Below are 22,491 nucleotides of genomic sequence, written 5' to 3'. Positions count from 1 at the left end.
ACCGACCATGTCGCTGGGGAGGAATTCGGGATGCGGGTGTGGGACACCGCGTCGTCCTTGGCGCAGAGGACTCCGCCCGCCGGCGGGTTGCAAGGAGCCGCGCCGTGGCCTGGCGTTCGCCTCCGTGGCCGCGCGTGCGTGATGCGTCGTCGGGTGACCGAGGGATGTGTCGATCGACCACTCAAACCTGTGCCGAATTGCTCTGCATCGCCACGGGTTTGGGCCGGACTATCGCTGTGCTGCTGTCAGATGTGATCTGGTCATACTGCCGGTTGATGATCCGAACGAGCTCGTCGTTCGGCGTGCACGTGTTCCGCTGACAGACCAGCTGAAGGAAGGACCATGATGAGATACGACGACGGCGCAACGAAGTCAACGTTTCTGCGAGCTATCCGAGCGGAGGAGTATCCGCGGACGTTCACCTGGCACGGGCGAGACTGGATCGCACTCGCGGCCATCCCGACTGTCTTCCTTCTGGCCTGGTCGACGTCCGCCCTCACCAATGACCTGGCCGTACAAGTCATCTCAGACACCACGCTGCGGATCGTGTTGTTCTCGGTGCTCGTCATTGCGAATCGTGAGCTCCTCGCGCGCCACTGGCGTGCGTTCGCGCGAGTGAAATGGCGCGCGACTGGCCTGGTCATTCTCGGCTTCATGGCCCTGCAGGTCGTCACGACCATCCTCGGCACGCTCCTGCGGTCTCTGGGGCACAGTGCTAGCGACATCACGCCGGCTCAGCCGGAACCAGCTGAGACAGTCTCGTTCCTCGTCTTGCTTTTCGCATCATGTTCGCCAGTGGTTACGGCTCTCATCGAAGACTTCACGTTCCGGCACACGCTCCTGCTCAAGTTCCCGGTGTGGCACAGGCGCTTCCTCGCGGTGTCCCTTGTGGTCGGGAACGCGCTCGTGTTCGGTGCTATCCATGTCAACAACTTCGGTGGAGACTGGCTCCTCACGCTCAGTTTCGCGGGCGCCGGTCTGCTCATGAACCTGATCTATCTCTGGATTCGGAACATCTGGGTCGTGCTGCTCATGCACGGTGTGAACAACTTCGTCCTCGGCGGACCGCTCGCTGTGGTCATTGTGCACCTGCTCGGCGCCCAGTAGCGCAGCTCCGTCTACTTGCAGACGGGGCGCCTCGTTCATCAAGCAGGCGGATCGTCCTTCGACCGCGGTCCCGGCGGCGAACACGTGGCCCACATCAGTCGGCGGGATGAGCGGTCAGCGTCTGGCGAGTAGGGTGGGTGGAGCTGACCGTCGTGAAGGCATCCCGGCGGTCAGTGTTATTCCTAGGAGGGCCCGGCCCCTCGATCCGCGACAGCGCAGTGCGCACCATCGAGTGCGTATCCGGCGTCAGCGTCATAGCTGTAGACCACCTGCTCGGTGCGGGATGCCCCGTCGCAGGCGGACGGCGTTGGGAATGGTGGAGCTCATGCTCGAGGGCGTGCGTACTCGTCGCGACACCATTTATGGGCAATTCACGCTCGTGGCCGCATTCGAACCGACCGATTGCATCGCTCGCCGCGTGCACCGGCTGGTGGGCCGGCCCGTCATGCCCGTCGGTGACCGCAATATCGTTCTCGCGAGAATGGTGGTGTAGCTCGGGCGCTGAGGGCGGTCTTCCGGTCGAGTGGAGCGACCAGCGAACAGCCTTCCCATGAATACCAATTCTTGGTACTATTGCTGCATGGCCCAGAACACTTCGATCAGCCTGGATGACCATTTCACGAGCCTGCTCTCCCGGGAGGTGTCCTCCGGTCGGTATCGCTCGGCGAGTGACGTTGTCCGTGCCGGTCTGCGTCTGCTCGAGGACCAGGAGACCCACCTGGCTGCTCTGCGCTCCGCACTGTCGGACGGCGAAGCCAGTGGAGAAGCTCAGCCCTTCGACTTCGATACCTTCGTCGCAGCAAAGAAGGCATGACCGGCTACAGGCTCACTCCGGCCGCACAGCTCGACCTCTCCTTGATCTGGGACTACACCGCCGAGCGCTGGGACGCCCAGCAGGCCGAGACCTACATCGGTGAGCTCCGAGCCGCGATCGAACGCATCGCAGACGACCCTCGACGTGGCCGTGGGCGTGACGAGGTCCGCTCGGGGTATTCGAGCTACAGTGTCGTCAGTCATGTCGTGTTCTACCGTGTGAACGACGAGGTCGGCGGCGTGGACGTCATCCGCGTTCTCCACCAGCGGATGGACCCAGCCCACCATCTGTGAATGACGACCGACGCAGATTCACAAAATCACGCGGATGGTTGAACTCCCCCGACGAGGCGGCAATCCGCGCAGCGATGGAATTCCTTACCCTCGTGCCGCTCCAGAACCGGTACCTGGACGAACTCTCTGGTGGGCAGCGACAGCGAGCCTACGTTGCGATGGCGCTCGCACAAGACACGAACTATGTGCTGTTGGACGAGCCATTGAACAACCTCGACGGCTGGTGCGTTCACGGTCACGACCGTGTTCGCGAGGTTCCGCAGCGGGCCCCGGAGGTCCTCGCGGGCCTGGACAAGGGTGTCGATCGCGGTGTCCTTCCGGTCAGTGTCCGCCTCAACGGTCAGGGTGGCGCTGACGAGGGCTTTGCGGAACGCGGTGAGCTGCTGCAGGGTTGGGTCCTTCGGCAAAATCCGGTCCACGGACGCCGGTTCTAGGGTGGTTGATGCGGCCGGTTGTCCCTCAGCTGGTGGGGTTTTCACCGCGGTCACGGCCGCGTCGAGGGCCAGTCGGGCTTGCTCGAGGTCAGCAGCAGCACTGGTGTCGAAGTAGGCGGAGGCGCCGGCGACGATCGTCGCGACGGCGGCGCTGGTGTCTTGTGTCCTGGTGAGCTCCGCGTCGAGGGCGATCTTCTGGGCGTTGTTGTGGATCTCAGCCTGCCCGAGCGCTTTCACCGCGCCTCGTGCTGAGGTCAGGGCACTGTCGTATGTTCCTCCGACCTCGGCGTTCGTGATGACCACCGCTGTGATGAGCACGGCGGCGGCCACGACAACAGCGAGGATCTTGCCGAGGGTGTGTCGGCGCATCCAAGCCAGAACGGCTGCCCACCGGGATTGGGGCCTGGCGGAGACCGGAACGGTCGCCACAGAGTTCGGTGTGGGGGCCGGGTCTGTGGGGTCGTCTGGGAGGTTCGGGCGGGTCATGAGTGGTTCCTTTGCGTGTGTTCGGGGAGCGGTTGGGTGCGGTCGATGAAGGAGGGGTTTCCGGTGGTGTCGAGCCAGGCCAGGTAGTCCTGGTATGGGTCGTCACCGGGTTGTGGGGTGACTGCCGGCGGTTGTATGCGGCGGATGGGGGTGTCGAGCTGGATGGGGTGTCGCTGCTCGGAGCGAGGTGGTAGGTCGGAGTTCATGGTGGTGTTCCTCTTGTGATGGTGGGGGCCGGCCGACGGGGCCGTTCAGAGCTGCGGAGGTTCGTGGGTGAGGTCGGGCCGGGTGCCGATGTCGGGGACCTTCACCGGCCAGGTGTGTCCAGGCCGCGGCTCATGCTTTAGGGTTCCTCTGCGTGAGACGGTGGGTCCAGTAGTCGGCGTTGTCGCGTTCGAGCTGTTGCGCCTGGTCCAGGGGTCCGACGACGGGATGGGTGGTACACGCGGCCAGGTAGCGGTCACGCAGCGCCTCCATCCAGGCGAACGAGCGGGGGGTCGCGTTGGCTGGCGTGCTGGTGCTCATAGGGTGGTTCCCTTCGGTGTGGTTGGCGGGGCGGTTCTTTTGTTGCTGCTGCGGTGCAGAGCGCGCCGGTTGGGCGCGGGTGGCGTGCGGTCGTTGGCGTTCCTCTCGGTGGTCGGTGTGATGGGTGTCGCGGTGAGGGTATGTCCGGACAGCCCTGTTGCGGGGGCCGCTGGTGGTGGATTGGGCAGAAATGGGAGGCGGCGGCAACTGAACCCGGCGTCTAGCCGAACCGCATGGGTGGGGGCACGGCAAGCGACATGGTTTTGCGTTCATGAGCCGGTCCCACTGCGCGTGTGCGTCACTCGGATGGCGTCCCGGCTGAGGTGGTTCGGGTCGTCGACGGGGACACTTTCGTCGTGCAGCTGACCGGGGAGTGGAGGAACGGGTGCGGCTGCTGGGTATGGATGTTGCGGGAAGCGTGCATCCGGACCGGCTGGTCGAGTGTTTCGGGTCCGAGGTTTCCGTGTTCCTGACCGATCTGCTGCCGTCCGGATCGACGATCGCACTCGCGGGGACCGTCGCAGCCCGACGTCGATGGGTGCGGGTGGGCCTTGCGGTATGCGTGGGGGAGTGGCCTGTTTGAGGGCGGGTTTGCGCGTAGCGATGTCGTGGGCCGGCCGTTCGCACACGTGGCCGTCTTCGAGACGCGGTGGCCGGCATGTGGGCGGAAGCGTCCTGCTCGAGCTGGTTGCTACGCCCACGAAGGGCGGGTGTCGAGGGCATCTCTCCAAGATGGATCGTGAGGTTCACAGCAGCCTGAGGGGGTGAGGTCGGCGGGTTCGCGGTATCGAGTGTTCGCAGACGATCAGTGGGCCAGGATCGAGCCGCTTTTTGCCCTCGACCACGGGGCTGCGTGGTCACCCTTTCGGTGAAAATCGGCGGGCCGTGGAGGGTATCGTCTAGCGGTTCCGGACCGGTGTCCCGTGGCGTGATCGGCCGCACGATCGGTTCGGCGCATGGCAGACGGTGTGGAAGAGACGTCGCCGGTATGCTGGCGATGGCACCTGGAATCGCGTGCCGACACGGTTCCCCGCTAAGGCCGATGCCGCCGGGGAGATCGGCTGGGCGGTGTCGATCGACGAGACGATCGCGCGTGCGCCCGAGCATGCGACGAACACGACTCGCCCCGAGCAAGACACAGGGGGTGGGATCGAATCAGAGGGATCTGCCCTGGCGCGAGGTTGAACCGCCTGGTCATGGCATCGGCCGCTCCCGCGGCAGGCTGACCACGAAGATCCATCAGGCCGTCGACGGACATGGCCGACCGCTCGCGATCGTCGCCGGCGGGCAGCGCAGTGCCGGTGGTGTGCTGGGCGCGTTGCTGGCAGCGATCCACGTTCCCCGACTTGGTCGTGGACGGCCACGCACCCGCCTGGATGCCTTACTCGCTGACCGCGCCTACGCGACCGGCGTAATCCGCCATTGACTGCGCCATCGCGGGATCCAGGCCGTGATCCACGACAAACGCGACCAAGCTGCCGCCCGCAATCGGCGAGGCAGCACGGGCGGGGTACCACCCGGCCTCGATGCCGAGCTCTACAAGGGTCGCAACGCCGTCGAGCGGTTCGCCAAGCAATGACGCGGTATCGCCACACGGTTCGACAAACTCGCGATCACCTACCGTGCTGGGATTACCCTCTGCGCCGTCCTGACCTGGCCAGGTGCATGGCGATTGATCACGCAACGGCGAGCACGCGGTGAGGAATCCATCCTTCACGTCCGTCAGCGTTCCTGCACCAGGGCCAGCCGCTTTTTGAGTTATCCACGAGGATGTCGACGTCTTCTCCTAGCCTGGCCGGTAGCGCGGTGGTGTTGTATCCGGCACGAGCGGTACCGCCCGCGCCGTCGATATCGAGGTGACGCGTGGGAATCCATCCCGTGCCCTGGGCTGCTGTCACGAACACGAAAGCGGGTCGTTCCGTGTCCCGGTCTCCGATTTAAACGGCGTCGCCGGGAACAATCACCAGGGGGCCCGATCTGGAATCTCATGATCGGCAGTCAACGCACATCGCACAGCACGAATCTTCCCATCAGAACCGCCCCACGCAGCCTATGGGAGACACGTCTCAGGGCGCAGGGACGACGTTCACGTAGCCGGGAAGGTTTGCGGTCGCTGTGTGCCCGCCTCCAGGGGATTGCCCGGTGAGTTGGAGGGTGATCGTACTTTCCGGTCGGGCGAGGCGGACTTCCGAGTCGTCCGGTTGAGTCTGGAAGTTGGAGTCCCAGGTGGTGACATCGTAGGTGAGTTGGAGTTGGAAGGAGATCGCTGTAGAGGCAGCGGGGGCCGGGTCGACGGTCAGCGTGGCTGTTCCTGGGCCGGCGGCGGCCACGGTGATGCCGGTTGCCGGTCCGGTGCCGTCGCTATTGAGAACGCCCGTTACTGTCCAATAGGTGCCGGGAGTGCCAGTGACGGTAATCGACACGGGGGCCGCCGCTGTCCCTGTCGTGACGTTCGTGAGGGTGACGGGGACCGATTCGGTGTAGTCGGTGAGGACTTCCTCGCCGCCTCCGCGAGGAGGGAGTGTGAAGGGGTCGAATGCGACGGCGAAGTCTGCCGTGACGGCTGGTGGAGTCGGAACGGTCGTTGGGGGCGTGGTTGTGGGCGTCATGGTCGGTGCCGTAGTGGGGATGCAGCTGTCCGCTTGGGCTGGACTCGCATCGAGCGTGATGAATGCAGCACCGCCTCCGACCAGCGCCAGAATGAGCACGAGAGTAGTCGTTCTGCGTCGGCCGCGCATTATCAGGAGCAGCCCGAGACCGACACCGACCAGCAGCACGGCGATGAGTGGCCAGATGCCTGCATCCGATCCAGTCGGGGGGAGGCAGTCGATGGGATCCATTCCGCGAATGTATCTTGAACGCCGTGGAGGGACAAGGCCAGAAGCTGTTCGGGTGCTGGATCTGGGTCGCAGGTCGTGTGATCTCGGCTCGAGGAAGTGAGTCCACACGGGCTGTTCCGGGACGTCATACCGCCGCCGTGCGGTCGCGGGGGCGCATGGGCCACGGGGGCGCTCGGTAGGTCGGGGAGTGGCCGCCACCCTGGGGCTGAGGTTTGGTAACGCGGTCCGGTTCGGCGTCGACGGGTGCGACGATGAGACTGACCTGAGCGACGGCAATGCACATGGCTTCGCGACCTGTTACCGACGTCGGAAGTCGCGCCCGAGGGAGGTGACCCATCATTGGTGTGACGGTTTCGTGGGTGTGTGGACTTTTTGGAGATGGATACGCGGATTTACGCATCAACTGAGTAGGGAGGCTGGCTAGCCCGAGACATCGCCATGTTGGCAGGGATGCGACCGCGGCGGTTGCGCCGAGTGTTTCTCGGGAAGGTGCCGGCCAGGCCAGTGGAGCTGAAGCACCTGCCACCGGTGCTGCACCTGGGGGCGCCGGAGCGCAAGCGGGCGGTCTAATCGGAAGTAGCGGTGAAGGAGCTCGCCGCTGAGGCCGAGGCGCACGAGATCGACGCAAGGATCCACGAGCCTCTCTGAGCTCATGAGCGCGGGTACGGGACAGTGAAAGAGTGTCCAGACTTGCCGCCTTACAACAAGCAAACTGACATAATTAATATTATCGGGCATATTCCCGGTGAGTTATCCACAGGTTGATGCGGTCCGATGTCGACCAGAAATGAGAGCACGGCTACGTCCACGCCGGTGTGACGAGCGCGATCGCGGACAGCGCCGGAGGTTACGCTGCCCTCACGCTGATGGACCAGGGCTCGGAAGTGCTGACCGTTGAGTACAAGATCAACCTGCTCGCACCTGCTGCAGGGCAGTACCTCGAAGCTGTGGCCGATGTCGTGCCGCCGGCCGCACCCTCACCGTCTGCCACATCGACGTCTGGACAATCGAAGGCGAGCAACGAAATCGATCGGTTCCGGGCCGCGTACGGCTCCGCTCCGAATGCGTTTGGTCGCTGCCCGTTAGCATCGTTCGCACCTGCGGCAGGCCGTCATCATGGTCATTGTCGCCAGCGTAGCCATGACTGCGGCACTGACGCGCGAACAACCGGTGAGGGTTCAACCGCCGCGGGTCGATCCTCAGTACACGCTCTTGATCACGAAATACGTGCCGCGGATGGTGCCGGCGAGTTTCGACTTCTGGCGGGCGAACTTGAACCTCGACTCGAGTTCGGCAGGCACGTCCATACCGTCGGAGAGCTTGAACCCGACGGCGCGTTTCCCACCGTCCTCGATCGTGTACATGACGTTGATGGAGAGTCCGGACTCGTAAAACACATAGGACATGTCGATGCCCTCCACCTCGAACCTGGTGGCTTCGAGCGGTCTGGATTCGATCGTCAGGCTGCGCTCGTCCTGCAAGATGCGGTGCACTCGTTCGATGATCTCCGGCACTTGGCTCGCGGGGCTGACGGTGAAGACGTGGTCGTACTTGTTCTTGAAGTAGCGGGCCTCGTTGGCCCGCAGTCCGGCCAGTGCCGCAGCCACCGGCGACGACTCGAGCCCGACCTCCGACACCGTGACGAAATCGACGACGTACGACATTGGTTCCTCCTCGGTTACCGACCCATCCGACTGTAGGGCGAAATGCACACGCGGTGGCCGTCAGCTGGTTTGGGGGCGTTCCTGGATCACCCAGGCGTTCCCGCCGGGGTCGGCGAAGAAGACGAATGAGTTCCAGTCGCCACCTCGGCCCTCGAGGCGGACGCCGTCTTCGAAGTGTGTCACTGGACTCACGTCGACACCGCGGTCGGCCAACTCGGCGCGTGCCTGATCGATGTCGTCGACGACGAGCTGCAAGCCCTCCAGCCGGGTCTCACCGGTCTTGAGTTGGATGCTGCTACCTGAGCCGGGCGGTGTGAGTTGCACGATGCGGAGCTCGTCACTGATTCGGACGTCGAGGTCCAAGTGGAATCCGACCTGCTGGGCGTAGAAGTCCTTCGCCTGATCGACGTCGGCGACGCTGACGGGAACGACTTCGAGACTCCACTGCACCGGGCACTCCTTCGCGACGATCACGGGTTCGAATGCCCGTCGTGCTCCAGTGTGCTCGGCCGGCACGTGTTTCGACAAGCGGGTGTGTCACCGGCAGGTCTGGTGGGGGCGCGTTGGCGTCGGTTCTGTCAGAACTCTCAGGGCGTCAGTCCGCGTTCGAGGGCGCAGCGCCGCTTGGCGTGCGAGGCTCGGGAGATGATCCACACCGGTCTCTTCGACCCTCAGTCCATCATCCAGAGCAGTGGCGGGTGGGCGCTTGCCGTCGTGTGTCTGATCATCTTCGTCGAGACGGGACTGCTGATCGGGTTCGTGCTTCCCGGCGACACCCTGCTCTTCTTCACGGGGGTGCTGACGTTCTCCGGCGTGATCGACGTGCCCGTCGCAGTCGTCATTCTCGCGGTCGCCGTGTCGGCGGTCGCAGGGGATCAGCTCGGGTACCTCATCGGGAGGCGGCTCGGCCCTCGGGTCTTCGAGCGGAAGGCCGCGGGACTCATCAGTCGGGCCACCCTCGAGCGCACGAACGGATTTTTCGACCGATACGGTTCGGCGACGGTGACGATCGCGAGGTTCGTCCCCGTGGTCCGCACCGTCGCACCGGTCGCCGCCGGCACGGCCCGGATGCACTATCCGCGGTTCCTGCTCTTCAACATTGTCGGCGGCATCGCCTGGCCGACCCTGCTGATTCTCGCTGGGTTCTTCCTTGGACAGATCCCCGGCGTGGCGGACTTCGTGTCGCAATACATCGACCTGATCCTCGGCGGCATCGTTGTCATCTCCATTCTGTCGATCATCGTCAGCGTGATCCGGAGTCGTCGCGCGGGACGCACGGACCGCTGAACCGGCCGTCCGGGACGCGCGGGCGCCGCGCATTCTGTGAGCACCCTCACGAATGCGGGTCGTCAACGTCAGGCCGGCTGCAGGGTGGAGCGGGAGCGTTGAGGCATGACCTCGACACTCGAATCCACTCGCGTCAGTGACTTGCTGCTCAGCAAGGTCCCCCAGATCACCTTGGCCTTCTGGGTGATCAAAGTGTTCTCCACTACCGTCGGCGAGACCGCGGCCGACTACTTCAACGACACGCTCGGCTTCGGACTGACGGCGACGTCGATCGTGACGGGCGCACTGTTCCTCATCGCCCTCGCCGTCCAGTTCCGGACGCGCCGCTACGTGCCGACGGTCTACTGGATCACCGTCGTGTTGATCAGCGTCGTCGGCACCCTCATCACCGACAACCTCACCGACGTCGTGGGGGTGCCGCTGTGGGCTTCGACGCTCGGCTTCGCCGTCCTGCTCGGGGCGACCTTCACGGTGTGGTTCCGGCGCGAGCGGACCCTGTCGATCCACTCCATCGTGACCCGCCGGCGCGAGGCGTTCTACTGGTTGGCGATCCTGTTCACTTTCGCGCTCGGTACTGCGGCGGGAGACTTCCTGTCGGAGGCGCTCGGCCTCGGCTACGTGCTCGCCGCGGTCCTGTTCGCCGCGGTCATCGCGGCCGTCGCCATCGCGTATGTCGTCTTCCATGCCAACGCCGTGGTGTGTTTCTGGATCGCCTACGTCCTCACCCGCCCGCTCGGTGCTTCACTCGGCGATCTCGCCTCCCAACCGGTCGCGGACGGCGGGCTGGGGCTCGGGACGACCGCCACGAGCGCGGTGTTCGGCATCGTCATCATCGCCCTCGTCGTCTTCATGACAGTGCAGCTCGCGCGTCAGCGTCGACAGCTTGTGGCGTCCGATCCGTCGGTCGTCTCAGCGGTAGCCGGCGCCCGGCGACACGCTGCGTCCTAGGATGTGGAAACGGGGGCCGGGCGGGCATCGCCGGCAACAGGCGGGAGGGGGCAGGTCGTGAGGATCCTCGTCGTCGACGATGAGCACGAGATGACGGAACTGCTTGCTCGCGGGCTGGCGTCCGACGGCCACGAGGTCGTCGAGTCACACGACGGTATCGACGCCATCGGACTCGCGACGGACACGGGGTTCGAGCTCGCGGTCGTCGACGTGATGCTTCCGGGGATGTCGGGGTTCGAGCTCAGCCGCCGGTTGAAAGAGCTGGATCCCACGATCGCGATCATCCTCCTGACCGCTCGGCACGCCGTCGACGATCGGGTGCGGGGGCTCGACGCCGGTGCTGACGATTACATGGTCAAACCGTTCGACCTGGCCGAACTGTCCGCGCGCATCAGAGCCGTCCGCCGCCGCGACGCGCTGCACGCACCCGCCCGTATCCTGCTCGGCGACCTGACGGTCGATCTCGCACGCCATCGCGCCCGGCTGGGCGATCGGGAGATCCCGCTGAGCCGCACGGAGTTCGACGTGCTCCGTGTCCTCGCGCTTCGTGTCGATGACACCGTGACCCGCGCGGACATCCTCGCGGAGGTCTGGGAGACGAGTGCGCACATCGACCCGAACATCGTCGACCAGTACGTGAGCTACTTGCGGCGGAAGCTCGAGCAGAGCGGGGCGGGCGTGCGCATCGTGACCACCCGCGGCGTCGGCTTCCGGCTCGTCGCCTCGAAGGGTTCGTGAGGGTCCCCGTGGCGACGACCCGCAGGCTGATCGACCGTCTCGGCATCCGGATGAGGATCGCCGGGGGCAGTCTCCTCATCGCGATCCTCATCGCAGTCGCCGCGGGCATCGTCCTGAACGCGCAGATCGAACGCATCGTCCGTGACGGCACCAGCTCGGTCCTCTCAAGCGACAGCGCCCCCTACGTCGTCGCCCTGCAGACGGAACCGGACGACTCCTTCGACGCGCCAGGGCCGTCACAACTCGTCGCCGTCCTAGCTCCCGACGGTTCGACGCCCATCAACACACTGCCGGCTTCGCTGGCCGACAAGCTGCCGGATGTGGGCGGATCCGGGCAGGCGCACGACGTCCGGGTGGGAGATGCGTCCTTCATCGTCTTGTCGACGACGGTCGCAGTCGCAGGTGGGGACTGGGTTGTGGTGGCCGCCCGAGACGCGCAGGAGGAGACGACCGTGCTCGCGCAGATGCGAACGCTGCTGTTCACGGGCCTCGCGGTGATCGCCGTCGGTGCTGCCGGGACCGCCTGGGCGCTCACGAGTCTGTCCCTCGGCCCAGTCCGTCGCCTTCGCCGGAGTGCTGATGCCCTCAGCGCTGGGTCGTCCTCGGATCTCCTCGCGGTCGGCGAGGCTCGCGACGAGATCTCGGACCTCGCCCGCACGTTGAATGAGCTCATCGAGCGGCTGCGCGACTCCGCCCGCCGGGAACGGCAATTCGTCTCTGACGCCAGCCACGAGCTCCGCACGCCGATCGCGTTGCTGAACGCCCAACTGCAGGTCGCGGTCGCTGAGGCGTCTTCGGTGGAACAGATGGTGCGAGACGTCGACGGTGCCAGACGAAACGTCACCCGCCTGGCGGCCCTCGTGACCTCCCTGCTGGAACTTTCGGCGATTGAAGCTGCCCACGACGGTGTTCGAAGCTCGATCGGAGCCCTCGGTCGTGAAGCCGATGACGCGACCGACCGTGCTCGGTTCCGCGCACAGGACACGGCGATCTCGATTCTGTACGACGGGCCGGAACTCCTGGCGTCCGGCGACGGGACAGATGACAGTGGTGGCTTCCCGATCGGCGCCGAGTCGTTCGGACGCATCGTGGACAATCTGCTGAACAATGCACTGCGCGCCGTCGGTGACGGCGGGGTGATCGACGTTCGACTGACCGTTCAAGAAGCGGTCGCATGGCTCGTCGTGACCGACACCGGCGGCGGGATGGATCCGGCGTTCGAGCCGTTCGCGCTCGACCGCTTCACCCGCCAGGATGCCTCCCGAACCGGCGGCCAGGGAACCGGTCTCGGACTCGCGATCGTCGCCGCGCTCGTTCGGAACGCCGACGGCACCATCGAGCTGGACAACCGGCCGGGCGACGGGCTCACGATCCGCATCGGCCTGCCTGCCGTTCAGGCGGCGCCATCGCCTGACAGCTGACCCGATGCGCAGCCTGATACTCATCCGGCGGGCATCAGGTTCCGAGCGTCACGTCGCGCCAACACGGCGACGAGTCCAATCGCGAGGGCGAGAGCGACCAGCGTCACCGGACCCGTTCCGAAACCCAGCCCGCCTCGCGACGGCACCACCGCGAGCCCGTCCGCAATCGACGCGCCGAGCGGTCTCGTGACGATATACGACGCCCAGAACATCGCGACCGCCGACCAACCCAAGAACCGGTATGCCAGACCCGGTAGCAGGAACAGTACGCCGAAGAGGATGGCGGACCCGCCGTAGCCGAGACCGAGGTCGTGAGCGGCGAGGTCACCGACGGCAGTGCCGAGCGCAAAGGTCGCGCACACCGTCGCCCAGTAGAACACCTCCCGCCGGCGACTCGTGATCGAGTGGATCGACAACGTGCCCTCGAATCGCCACCACACGCCCAGCACCACGGCGAGTGCCACGGCGAACGCCGCCGTCGAGACGATGTACGGCACCCCGACGACGATGTGCGCGACATCGGCGACCATCGTCCCGAACACCCCGATCATGCCCACCAACAACCAGTACCGCCACACCGAATACCGCGGCGCCCGCAGCTGGATTGTCAGGCATACGCCGAACACCACCGCGGTGCCCAGGACGACCGGTACCGGATCGAGGTGCACGACCATCCAGTCGGACGCAGTCTCACCCAACCCCGTGGTCAGGAGCTTCAGCACCCAAAAGACCGCCGTGACCTCGGGCACCTTCGACGCGACGGACAACGCGGGCCCAGGTGGAACAGTCATGAAGTGCAGCCTGCACTGGCGTCCGGAGAGATGACACGGAAAGCGAGCGCGGAGCTCTGAGAGCACTCTCAGCCAGCGCCATCCCGCTCGGTGTCGGCAAGCCAGGCGAGCAACCAGCCCCAGCCACGATGAGGTCCGCCGGCACCATGACGACCGGCTCCGATCTGGGAAGCGTTTCAGGTTGCCGCGGGCGTCCTGCCCCGGACCGTCAGTGTGTTCGTGCCGTAGCGCCGGTCTGGTGTCGATAGAGCGTTGCTCTGCTCCAGCCGACGAGTGCGGCGGCTTCTGCTGCTGTGCGGCCGCGATCGCGGGCTTCGGCAACGATGGCGAGCTTCTCGGCGATGATGTCGGGGTTCACGGGTGGGCGCCCGAAGCGGGTGCCGGATTCGCGTGCTGCGGCGATGCCGGCGTTGACGCGTTCGACGATGAGCTCGCGCTCGTACTCGGCCAGGGTGGCGAGCATATGGAGCATCAGCCGGCCGGTCGACGTCGCGGGATCGATCCCATCGGAGAGGGATCGCACGTGGATCCCGCGGCCCCGCAGGAGCTCGACGGTGTTGAGGACGTCGATGAGGGAGCGCCCGAGCCGGTCGATGCGCCACACGATCACGGTGTCGCCGGCCTCGGCGTACTCGAGCAGCTTCGTCATGCCGGGACGTTCAATCGCGGTCTTGCTGCCAGAGGTCACGTCTGCGAACACGTCGCGTTTCTGGACGCCGGCGGCGAGGAGCGCGTCGAGCTGCAGCTGTGCGTCCTGGCCAGCGGTGCTGACTCTGGTGTACCCGATCTGCCTCATGGCACCAGCATGTCTCAGAAACCCACGCGACCCTCAATGAGACACACCGCTCTGTGAGACGAGTTTCCGAGACGGGCGCCCGCCGGTGAAACCTGCAGCTTTCCGGACCTGAGTTCGGCACGGACGTCGACGCACCACGTGTCTTGTAAACCTGTAGGTTCTCAAGACAGTGCTTGGTCGGTGTGAATTTTTTCTTGTGACAAAGCCGGTGTATCTACTAGGTTTTTTTCAGCTTCGTACGTTACGAGGTTTCCCTACCTGAAGGATGCCCGTGGCGCTTCGATTCCGCCCGCTGTTTTTCGCTGCCCTCAGCATGATCGTCACGTTCGTGCTCCTTGGGTCGTTCGTCCAGTACACGTCGGCGGCGGCCGATGAGTCTGACGATCCGACCGCAGTCATCGCTCCGCCGGAGGACTCCGAGGAACCCGAGGCGCAGCTGGGGGAGGCGCCACCGGAAGCCGACTTTTCCGGTGAGCCTGATGCCGAGGTGGCCGACGTCCCAGCGCCTGCGGGCGGACAGGCTGAGGTGGACTCCGAGACTCTGCAGACGGACGACTTCGACGCAGAGACCGCCGATGTGGTCGATCGCGATGAGTTCTCGCTGACGTATGACGCTGGTGATGGGCGGCGGGTGACGGAGATGGCGCGCGAGCCAGTCAGCGTGGACGTGAACGGTGAGTGGAAGCCGATCAACACGGACGTGACGACAACGGGCTTGTTGTCCTGGTTCGGTGTCGGCGGTGGTGAAGTTGATCAGCACCCTCTGAATCCAGTCTTTGCCGAGACCGCAAGCGACGAGAACCTCCTGCAGATTTCTCGCAATGGTTCAGATGTTGGTTTCACTCTGGTGGACGCGGCTGCCAGCAAACTCGTGCGCGATGCGGCCCCGTGGTCCGAGACGAAGAATCAGCTCGAGTACCAGGACGTGTTCCCGAACACAGACCTCGTGTACGAGGTGGAGAACTCTGGCGTGAAGGAGCTCTTCCGGCTGTCGCAGAAGCCAGGGGTGGATGGTCGGACGTCGTGGACCTGGAAGGTCGATACCGATGGTTCGCTCCGTATGGATGCGCTTGGCGGTGTTGAGTTCCTTGACGCCGAGGATAACGTCGATTTCGTCATGCAGCCTCCGACGATGTGGGATTCGGCTGGCGCCGGTGGAAAGCAGGCGGACAATCAGACGGCGCTGGACGTGCAGCTCGACCAGCGCGAGAACGCCTGGTGGATCACACTTGAAGCCAGTGGCGCATGGCTAAACGATCTGAAGCGGGTCTATCCGGTCATGGTTGACCCCGACACCTGGGTGCCGCAGAACGACACAAGGTCGTACAAGACAAACGGTCAGACCAATGTCAACTACGGCATCCAGATGGGCAATACGAACACCAACGGTATCTGGCGCACGATCGCGCATTTCAACTACGAGCAGTTCTTCGGCAAGCAAGTCCTGCGGGCGGAGATCTACGCAACATCAATCAGCGATGACAGCACCGTAACTGCTCGCCAGAACAACATCTATCACGCCACAGCATTCAACTACACAGCTGCTGGTGAACACCTCGGTGGCTTCCACGTCACCGACAGTGCAGGTTGGGCACAGGACGATCGTCTCAGCAGCCGCGTGGCGCAATGGGTCAACGACCGCGTATCTGGTTCGTACCTCATGTTCGTTGGCGATGAGAGCAACACGTTCACCTACAAACATGTGGATGCATCCATGTTCGTTTGGTGGAAGGAGTACGCGGCGTTCGGCTCCATCGTCGCGCCCTCTCCTGGTAACGCTGCAACCAACACGACCTTGACGCCGACGTTCAAGATTACGGGCACGCCCGCCGCTGGTACCTCGCTCCGCTACTACTTCCGTGTGAGCTTGAACCCGAACCCAGACGTCAGCCCACTTTGGGAGACTGGCTGGATCACCGCCGATACAGCGAAGATGCCGTCGCCAAAACTACAACCCGGTACCCGGTATTACTGGCGTGGGTTCGTCGCCGATGAGTACAACGGTGTCTGGGGAGTGAACAACAGCAAAAGCTCGCCCATCTGGTCCTTCACTACCAACGACACCCCTGGGACCTCTCTGTCGACCGCATCGCCCGCGGATCGCTCTGTTGTCGTCACGACATCGCCCACATTCGCTGTTGCGGCGCCCGCCAACCCGCAGAACCGTCCGCTGCAATATTGGTTCCGAGTTGCCTCCGGCACCGACGCGAAGACCGGCGCAGTCGTGAGCTCCGGATGGCAGACGGGTCTGACCTGGACAGCACCAGCCGGGTACCTGCAGGACGGTACCGCCTACTCATGGACGGTCCTCACGAAAGACCAGTACTCAGAATCCGTCACCTCGTGGGTCGGACGATTCACCGTGAACCAGCGCGTCGGAGATCCGGGCCCATCGCCCACCGACACGGCAGGTCCTGTCACAGTGAACCTGGCCAACGGCAACGTGAACATGAGCTTCACCTCGCCCACCGTCAACACGCTTGGCGGACCGATCGGTATGGCATTCACCTACAACTCGCAGAAGTCCTCCAACCGGGGCCTGAAGGGCGAGTACTTCGACGCCAACCCTGAACCGGGCGCGACACAGTCGTGGACGTTTGCTGGCCGGGAGCCCGTGCTCGTAAGAACTGATCCGCAAGTCTCGTTCCGATGGGACGCAGGATCCCCGGGCCCCGCTGTTCCCGTGGACCGATTCCTCGCCCGCTGGACTGGCTTCATCACGCCTTCCGAGGCCGGTTCCTACACATTCGGAGCGATGCACGATAACGGTGTCGCCACCTGGGTTGGTGATACGAAAGTTATCGACAAGTACACCGACACCCACTCGGCCGGCGCGACTGTATGGGGTTCCGCGAAGACACTGACTGCAGCGCCGGTGCCTTTCCGGATGGAGTACTTCGACAACACCGGTACCGCCCAGGTTGAGCTGTGGGCCAAGCTCGGGACAACTGGGACACCCTTCCCGGTGCCGGCATCGTGGTTCACGAAGACGGTCGAGGTGCTCCCTGACGGCTGGGGTTCGTCGACAGTGCTCTCAAGCGGTTCCGGCGACTACGCCAGTGTGCGAGTGCAAGAAGGCTCGATCACTCTCACAGATGTGACCGGTGGTACGCACGCGTACACGAAGACCTCCAACGGTGGGTACGAACCCCCGGTGGGGGAGTACGGCGTCATGGCGCTCAACCTCAACAACTCCGTGTCATTCACCGAAGAGGGTGGCGTGGTGTACACGTTCGGCGCAGACGGTAAGGTCTCCTCGTCGACCAGCCCGGCCGACATGAAGAAGCCTGCGTCCACGGTGACGAGCTACCGAACTGGAACCGGTCAAGTCGATCGGATCTCCGACCGGATCTCCGAGAACGCCGGCTCGAACCCCAAGACCTACTCGCGCGAAGTCCGATTCGCGTATTCGGGCGACAGCGCAGCATCGGTTGGGCTCGCTCCAACCGACTCTGATGTCACCGGCTCCGCATGCCCGGTCCCAGCCGGATACACAGCGGTCCCGGCCGGGATGCTTTGCCGCATCATCTACCCGGGACACGTCGCAGGGACGAACGACACGACTCGCTTGCTCTATGACAGCAGCGGGCGGCTTGCCGCGATCCTCGATCCCGGCAACGAAACAGTCACGTTTGGATACGACTCCAACCGCCGCGTTGCAGCGATCCGCGATGCACTCGAGAACGACTGGGCTACAGCCAACGGAATCATCAGCCCACCAGCAGCCCGCACCACCATCACCTACGACGCTGCCGGGAGAGCCTCCGTTGTCACCCAGGCGGCGCCCGACGGCCTCACAGAGGCAAATCGACCCTGGACCAGCTACTCGTATGAGGCAGGACAGAGCCACATCGACCGAGCCGGCTTCACCCCGCCGACCGCGGCACCAGCGCCAGGGCATGCGCGGACTGTCCAATACGACAGCTCATGGCGACAAACCAACAACATCAGCGCCACGGGACTGACAACGACCACCCTCTGGAACGAAAAAGACCAGGTCCTTTCGACAACGAGTCCTCAGGGCAAAACGACCACGAACCTCTATGACGGGCAGGACCGTCTAACGGACACCTTCGGTCCCGCACCTGCCGGATGCTTCCTCTCCGACCGCACGCCGTCGGCCGACTGCGCCACAACCACACCACACACCATCAAACGATATGACGAAGGCCTCGTCAGTCTCGCGGCAGTGCTCTTCCCGAACCGTTCGCTCACGGGCGTACCCACTGCGATGACACTCGGGATCCTTGGAGCTGGCGGGAGCATCGCGAAAGACTGGGAGCAGAGGAGCCCCACTGGTGCCGCCGTCGATGGTGTCTCCATGCGCCTCACCGGCACCGTCACCTTCCCGAAGGCAGGCCAGTACAAGCTCCAGACCTACGCCGACGACGGAACACGGGTCTATATCGACGACGTCCTCGTTACTGAGGACTGGTCGAGTCATGCGGTGCGTTGGTCAGCAGAAGGAATCGTCAACGTTATCGCGGGACAGACCGCTCGAATCCGCGTCGAATACTTCGAGGACACCGGTCCGGCCAGCCTCGAGCTCTTCTGGACACCACCAGGAGAACCGCGCGCACACATCCCCGGCGCACAACTCAAGCCGGACTACGGAATCCTCACCACGACCTCGACCATCGATCAGGCTCCAGCCTCAGTGCCCGGAGCTGCGGCGCCATCCACGACGACCAAGTTCCAGAGCTCCTCGCCCTGGCTGGGGCTCATCGATTCATCGACCGTAGACCCGGGCGGTTTGAACCTCACGACCTCCTACGAGCACGAAGCTCCCACCAGCTACCTCCGTCGTACGAGCCAACGGCTGCCGGCGGCCACTGCAGCGGGCATGACAGCCGCTGTTGGCGGCAGCACTTCCGCTTACTACGGAAACACCGAGACGCTCCAACAGGCCCACGGAGGGAGTGTTTGCGGTCTACCCGCATCGACGCCCCAATACGGTTTCCTCAAGAGCACAGCCGAAGCGACCAACAGCACGAACTCGAAGCTCACGACGCAGTACGTGTACGACCTCTTCGGGCGCGGCGTCGGCAGCAAACGCACCGGTGATACTGCTTGGACCTGCACAACATTCGACGCCAGAGGCCGCACCGCAACTCTCGACTACCCCGCGAATGCGACGAGCCCAGCACGAACCGTAACGTCCGCATATACCGCAGACGGCTCCGCGACTGCCAGTCCTCTGACGACCTGGACGCAGGACGCGAGTGGTCGTGTGACGACCACGACAGATCTCAGTGGGAACGTCACCCAGTACGTAGATGTCTGGGGCACTGTCGCGACTGCGCAGTACGACATTCTCGGTCAACTCACTGCATTGACGACGACACCACCTGGTGGAACGGCAGCCTCGACGACCTTCGGCTACGACGAGGAAGGGCGCACCACGACGGTGACAGTCGAGGGGCTTTTGGCTGCCGAGGTGACTTACGGACACGCCGCACTTGCTGATGTTTCCTTGCGAGGCGCGCTGATCGCGGTCGACTACCCGTCGAGTGGATTCGGGAACGGGTCCTCGCTGGCCATTGGCCAGGACGCGCTGGGTGCCACGTCGAGTTTGCGCTGGTCCTTCCCGAACCAACCGAACGTCACAGACGAGGTCGTCAGATCTCAGTCCGGGCGAACTGTTCAGAACACCATGACGGCGGGTTCGACGAAGGAGATCTCAACCTACGGTTTCGATACCGCAGCCAGGCTCATCAACGCGACCATCCCCGGACATCAACTCTCCTATGGCTTCGGCACCACGTCAGGATGCGCGGGCGGATCGTCAGCGGGCGCGGGGCTCAACGGCAACCGGACCACCATGACGGATGTGCGCCCGACAGCCACTTCAGTCACCGCCTATTGCTACGACGGGGCCGACAGACTGATGGGAAGCACTGTCAGCTCTCCCGCCGCCGGAGCAGACCCGGTATCGGATGGTCTCGGTGTTGGCGAAATCGCCTATGACGCTCAGGGCAATACGACCACTCTCGGACCGCAAGCGCTCGTCTACGACTCAGCAGGCCGCCACCTGTCAACCGAAATCGCAGGGTTCGGAAAGGTGACTTACCTCAGAGACGCGCTTGACCGCATCGTCGCGCGGACGGTCAGTCTCCCCAACGAGCCAGACCGGATCCAACGGTTGTCCTTCACCGGAGCCGGAGATACCCCTGACCTCATTCTCGACGGCGCGAACAACCTGACGCTCACTACGACAAGCCTTCCAGGGAACGTCATTGTGCAGCAGCCGATGGGTGGTCCCCAGAACTGGCTGTACCCAAACATTCACGGCGACGTCCTTGTCAACGCGAACGGTGACGGCGAAGTACTCGACCTGTACCGGTACGACCCATTCGGGCAAACAGTCGACCCGGTCACTCGAGCGATCGGCACGAATGTCTCAAATGACGTCGGACCAGGGGCAATCGGAGGCGAGGCAGACTACGGATGGGTCGGGAAACACCAGAAACTGTCAGAACGACTTGGTTCGATTGCAACGATCGAGATGGGTGCCCGACAGTACGTTGCTGCGCTCGGACGGTTCCTCTCTGTAGACCCGGTCGAGGGAGGCGTCGACAACGCTTACGTCTATCCGACAGACCCGATCAACCGATTCGACCTAAACGGACAATTCGAGATCGACTGGTGGCTGGTCGCGGACGTTGCTTCCATCGCGCTAATGTTCGTTCCTGGACTCAACGTCGCCGTGGCAGCGGCACGCGTTGTTCTCACGGTGGCGAGAGTCGCTTCAGCTGCGGTTAAGGTCAGCTCTGCTGCTAGCAAGGTAGTTGGCAGCGCCAGCACGGCAGTTCGCAGCGCCAGCACGGCATTCGGGAACTCCGCCGTCCGGAGAGTTGTCACGGACAAGATTATTGGCCCCGCAATGGCTCGCGTGCCATTCCTTGGACCGAAGAGTACTCTGTTCGGAAGTACTCGTACGGGCGGAGCAAGGCCTGGCATTTTCAACAAGAAAGGAACAAGATATGCCGCTGGGTGGAGTGCGAATAACAACTCTTATGCCCCTGGGACTTGGCTGCAGTTCAGGGTCCGCACTCCCAAAGATCCCCATTTCGATTTGTTCCGTGGGCGGCTAAAATCTTTCTATCAAAATGGAAAATGAATTCTCATATGCGTCAGTTTGGCATGCTCTAGAGCAGATAGGCTCCTGGGCGGAGTCGTGCTTTGGGCTGTCGTACTCTATTGAAGAAGAGTTTGACTCTTTAATTCTAAAAATGAAACCAAACGATGGCGCATGGGATGTTCGCGCGGGAGTTCTGTGGGCTGTCGGCGATGATCTAGCGAGTCTGTATGTAGAGGAATTTCAATCAGAGTGGTCTGGCGAAACGCTGAGAGAAACTGTCGGGCAGGTCATTGCCGTTCTTCTTTTTCTAGCTCGGTATGGCCTCTATGTTCGCCGCACAAGGTTCTGGGGTCTCACTCGAAGTCAAATCCCACGGGATGATAGTGAAGCGCTGATGCTAACTCAATCTCATCGAGGCACGTTCGTGGTCAAGCCGTTCACTTCAGAGGGGCAGAGTGGGGACGACTTGATCGTCGTCCTATTGGGCAGCCTCGAACCTGATTTACGGACCGCGGTCGAAGGTCAGATTGACTATGTTCGCTCATGTGTTCTCGTTTCGAGCACCTCCTGACCGCGCTCGAGCTCTGATCTGTTGCGGCGGTCCGCGCCCACATCTCGTCCTCGGCACCCTCAGCCTTGGCGGCCTCGTGTTCGCTCTCGCGGCCGGGTGCGCGAGCCCGAGCGTCGTTGCGGGAGAGGATTGCGCCGAGCTCGCCCAGGTGGCGACGTCCTACGCCACGAACGTGTCCCAAAATGTGACAACCCAGGAAACCGAGGCGGCTGTCGGTGCGGCACGGATCTCGGCAGCCGGCGAGCTCTTTCGCGCAGCGACAAACGACATCGGCGGAGAACAGGACGTGACCGCAGAATTTTGGGGTAACGGTGACGCTGTTAAGCTGCTGTCAATGCTCCACGAGTGGCGCACCCTTGCTTAAACCGCTCGTGATCGCGGCGAACACATGTACTGCTGGGCAGCGCTCTAGCACTCGATCACGTTCTTCTCAGGGCGCCAGGTGGCTCCACAACGCGCACCCAGCCATTGTTCGCAAGCGAGGTGTCCATGACGTCGACGCAACGTCAGTGTGATCGACATGAATGCCTAAGCTGCGACGAACTCAACAGGCCTAATGAAATAAGGTATATTATCGGCTAGATGTCAGGCGAGTTGTCCACAGGCGGGGAAACCCTTGAGCCGACCGTTTTCTCGTCTGGAGAACGAACACCAGGATGAGCATCGCGGCCGCAGCCTCCACCAGGATGAGGAAT

The 22,491-nt window shown here is 63.6% G+C and carries 16 protein-coding genes and 3 pseudogenes; 13 read left to right on the top strand and 6 right to left on the bottom strand.

Going from position 1 to position 22,491, the window contains the following annotated elements:
• Positions 1-342 precede the first annotated feature (342 nt).
• The 5 genes and pseudogenes from IFR14_RS15335 to IFR14_RS15315 all read left to right on the top strand — a co-directional run.
• A complete protein-coding gene (locus IFR14_RS15335; RefSeq protein ID WP_137243547.1) occupies positions 343-1,107 on the top strand; it encodes a CPBP family intramembrane glutamic endopeptidase in 765 nt (254 codons plus the stop codon).
• Positions 1,108-1,420: 313 nt separating this feature from the next.
• On the top strand, positions 1,421-1,600 hold the full coding sequence (locus tag IFR14_RS15330; RefSeq protein ID WP_137243546.1) for a hypothetical protein: 180 nt from the start codon (positions 1,421-1,423) through the stop codon (positions 1,598-1,600).
• Positions 1,601-1,687: 87 nt separating this feature from the next.
• Positions 1,688-1,921: a type II toxin-antitoxin system ParD family antitoxin gene (locus IFR14_RS15325; RefSeq protein WP_137243545.1), complete on the top strand. Its 234-nt coding sequence runs from the start codon at positions 1,688-1,690 to the stop codon at positions 1,919-1,921.
• A complete protein-coding gene (locus IFR14_RS15320; protein ID WP_137243544.1) occupies positions 1,918-2,214 on the top strand; it encodes a type II toxin-antitoxin system RelE/ParE family toxin in 297 nt (98 codons plus the stop codon). The genes IFR14_RS15325 and IFR14_RS15320 overlap by 4 nt, the downstream gene beginning before the upstream one ends.
• A 14-nt stretch (positions 2,215-2,228) precedes the next feature.
• A pseudogene (locus tag IFR14_RS15315) lies at positions 2,229-2,432 on the top strand (ATP-binding cassette domain-containing protein); the annotation flags it as partial.
• Between the two features lie 1,038 nt (positions 2,433-3,470).
• Here IFR14_RS15315 and IFR14_RS15310 read toward each other — a convergent pair.
• Positions 3,471-3,659, bottom strand: a complete 189-nt coding sequence (locus IFR14_RS15310; RefSeq protein ID WP_137243543.1) for a hypothetical protein — start codon at positions 3,657-3,659, stop codon at positions 3,471-3,473.
• 764 nt (positions 3,660-4,423) lie between these two features.
• Between IFR14_RS15310 and IFR14_RS15305 the strand changes: the two are divergent.
• Positions 4,424-5,316: pseudogene (locus IFR14_RS15305) on the top strand (IS5 family transposase); the annotation flags it as partial.
• A gap of 409 nt (positions 5,317-5,725) precedes the next feature.
• Here the strand turns inward: IFR14_RS15305 and IFR14_RS15300 are convergent.
• Entirely contained in the window at positions 5,726-6,499 is a 774-nt protein-coding gene (locus IFR14_RS15300; protein ID WP_137243542.1) for a hypothetical protein, read from the bottom strand.
• Positions 6,500-7,314: 815 nt separating this feature from the next.
• Between IFR14_RS15300 and IFR14_RS21560 the strand changes: the two are divergent.
• Positions 7,315-7,398 (top strand): annotated as a pseudogene (locus IFR14_RS21560) (hypothetical protein); the annotation flags it as partial.
• Between the two features lie 300 nt (positions 7,399-7,698).
• On the opposite strand, the gene IFR14_RS15290 reads toward IFR14_RS21560, so the two are convergent.
• Together IFR14_RS15290 and IFR14_RS15285 are read right to left on the bottom strand one after the other, a co-directional pair.
• The gene (locus IFR14_RS15290; RefSeq protein ID WP_137243541.1) at positions 7,699-8,163 is read right to left on the bottom strand and encodes a phage tail protein; all 465 of its coding nucleotides are present in this window, start codon (positions 8,161-8,163) and stop codon (positions 7,699-7,701) included.
• 60 nt (positions 8,164-8,223) lie between these two features.
• The gene (locus IFR14_RS15285; protein WP_137243540.1) at positions 8,224-8,613 is read right to left on the bottom strand and encodes a VOC family protein; all 390 of its coding nucleotides are present in this window, start codon (positions 8,611-8,613) and stop codon (positions 8,224-8,226) included.
• Positions 8,614-8,808: 195 nt separating this feature from the next.
• Between IFR14_RS15285 and IFR14_RS15280 the strand changes: the two genes are divergently transcribed.
• The 4 genes from IFR14_RS15280 (at position 8,809) to IFR14_RS15265 (ending at position 12,557) form a co-directional block, all read left to right on the top strand.
• Positions 8,809-9,450, top strand: a complete 642-nt coding sequence (locus IFR14_RS15280) for a DedA family protein (RefSeq protein WP_240044053.1) — start codon at positions 8,809-8,811, stop codon at positions 9,448-9,450.
• Positions 9,451-9,555: 105 nt separating this feature from the next.
• Positions 9,556-10,398, top strand: coding sequence for a COG4705 family protein (locus tag IFR14_RS15275; protein WP_137243539.1), 843 nt, complete (start codon positions 9,556-9,558; stop codon positions 10,396-10,398).
• A gap of 57 nt (positions 10,399-10,455) precedes the next feature.
• A complete protein-coding gene (locus tag IFR14_RS21445; RefSeq protein ID WP_137243538.1) occupies positions 10,456-11,136 on the top strand; it encodes a response regulator transcription factor in 681 nt (226 codons plus the stop codon).
• 8 nt (positions 11,137-11,144) lie between these two features.
• The gene (locus tag IFR14_RS15265) at positions 11,145-12,557 is read left to right on the top strand and encodes a sensor histidine kinase (RefSeq protein ID WP_137243537.1); all 1,413 of its coding nucleotides are present in this window, start codon (positions 11,145-11,147) and stop codon (positions 12,555-12,557) included.
• A 20-nt stretch (positions 12,558-12,577) separates the two neighbouring features.
• Here the strand turns inward: IFR14_RS15265 and IFR14_RS15260 are convergent, their stop codons facing one another.
• Entirely contained in the window at positions 12,578-13,348 is a 771-nt protein-coding gene (locus tag IFR14_RS15260) for a COG4705 family protein (RefSeq protein ID WP_137243536.1), read from the bottom strand.
• 208 nt (positions 13,349-13,556) lie between these two features.
• A complete protein-coding gene (locus IFR14_RS15255; protein ID WP_137243535.1) occupies positions 13,557-14,144 on the bottom strand; it encodes a recombinase family protein in 588 nt (195 codons plus the stop codon).
• A 271-nt stretch (positions 14,145-14,415) separates the two neighbouring features.
• On the opposite strand from IFR14_RS15255, the gene IFR14_RS15250 reads away from it, so the two are divergent.
• On the top strand, positions 14,416-21,264 hold the full coding sequence (locus tag IFR14_RS15250) for a PA14 domain-containing protein (protein ID WP_161578619.1): 6,849 nt from the start codon (positions 14,416-14,418) through the stop codon (positions 21,262-21,264).
• Positions 21,254-21,796, top strand: coding sequence for a hypothetical protein (locus tag IFR14_RS15245; protein ID WP_191941587.1), 543 nt, complete (start codon positions 21,254-21,256; stop codon positions 21,794-21,796). Before IFR14_RS15250 ends, IFR14_RS15245 begins: the two co-directional genes overlap by 11 nt.
• Positions 21,797-22,491 lie beyond the last annotated feature (695 nt).

The sequence above is a fragment of the Plantibacter sp. CFBP 8775 genome, assembly GCF_014839505.1.
Taxonomy (GTDB): Bacteria; Actinomycetota; Actinomycetes; order Actinomycetales; family Microbacteriaceae; genus Plantibacter; species Plantibacter auratus.
This window is presented reverse-complemented; position numbering and strand designations above follow the sequence as displayed.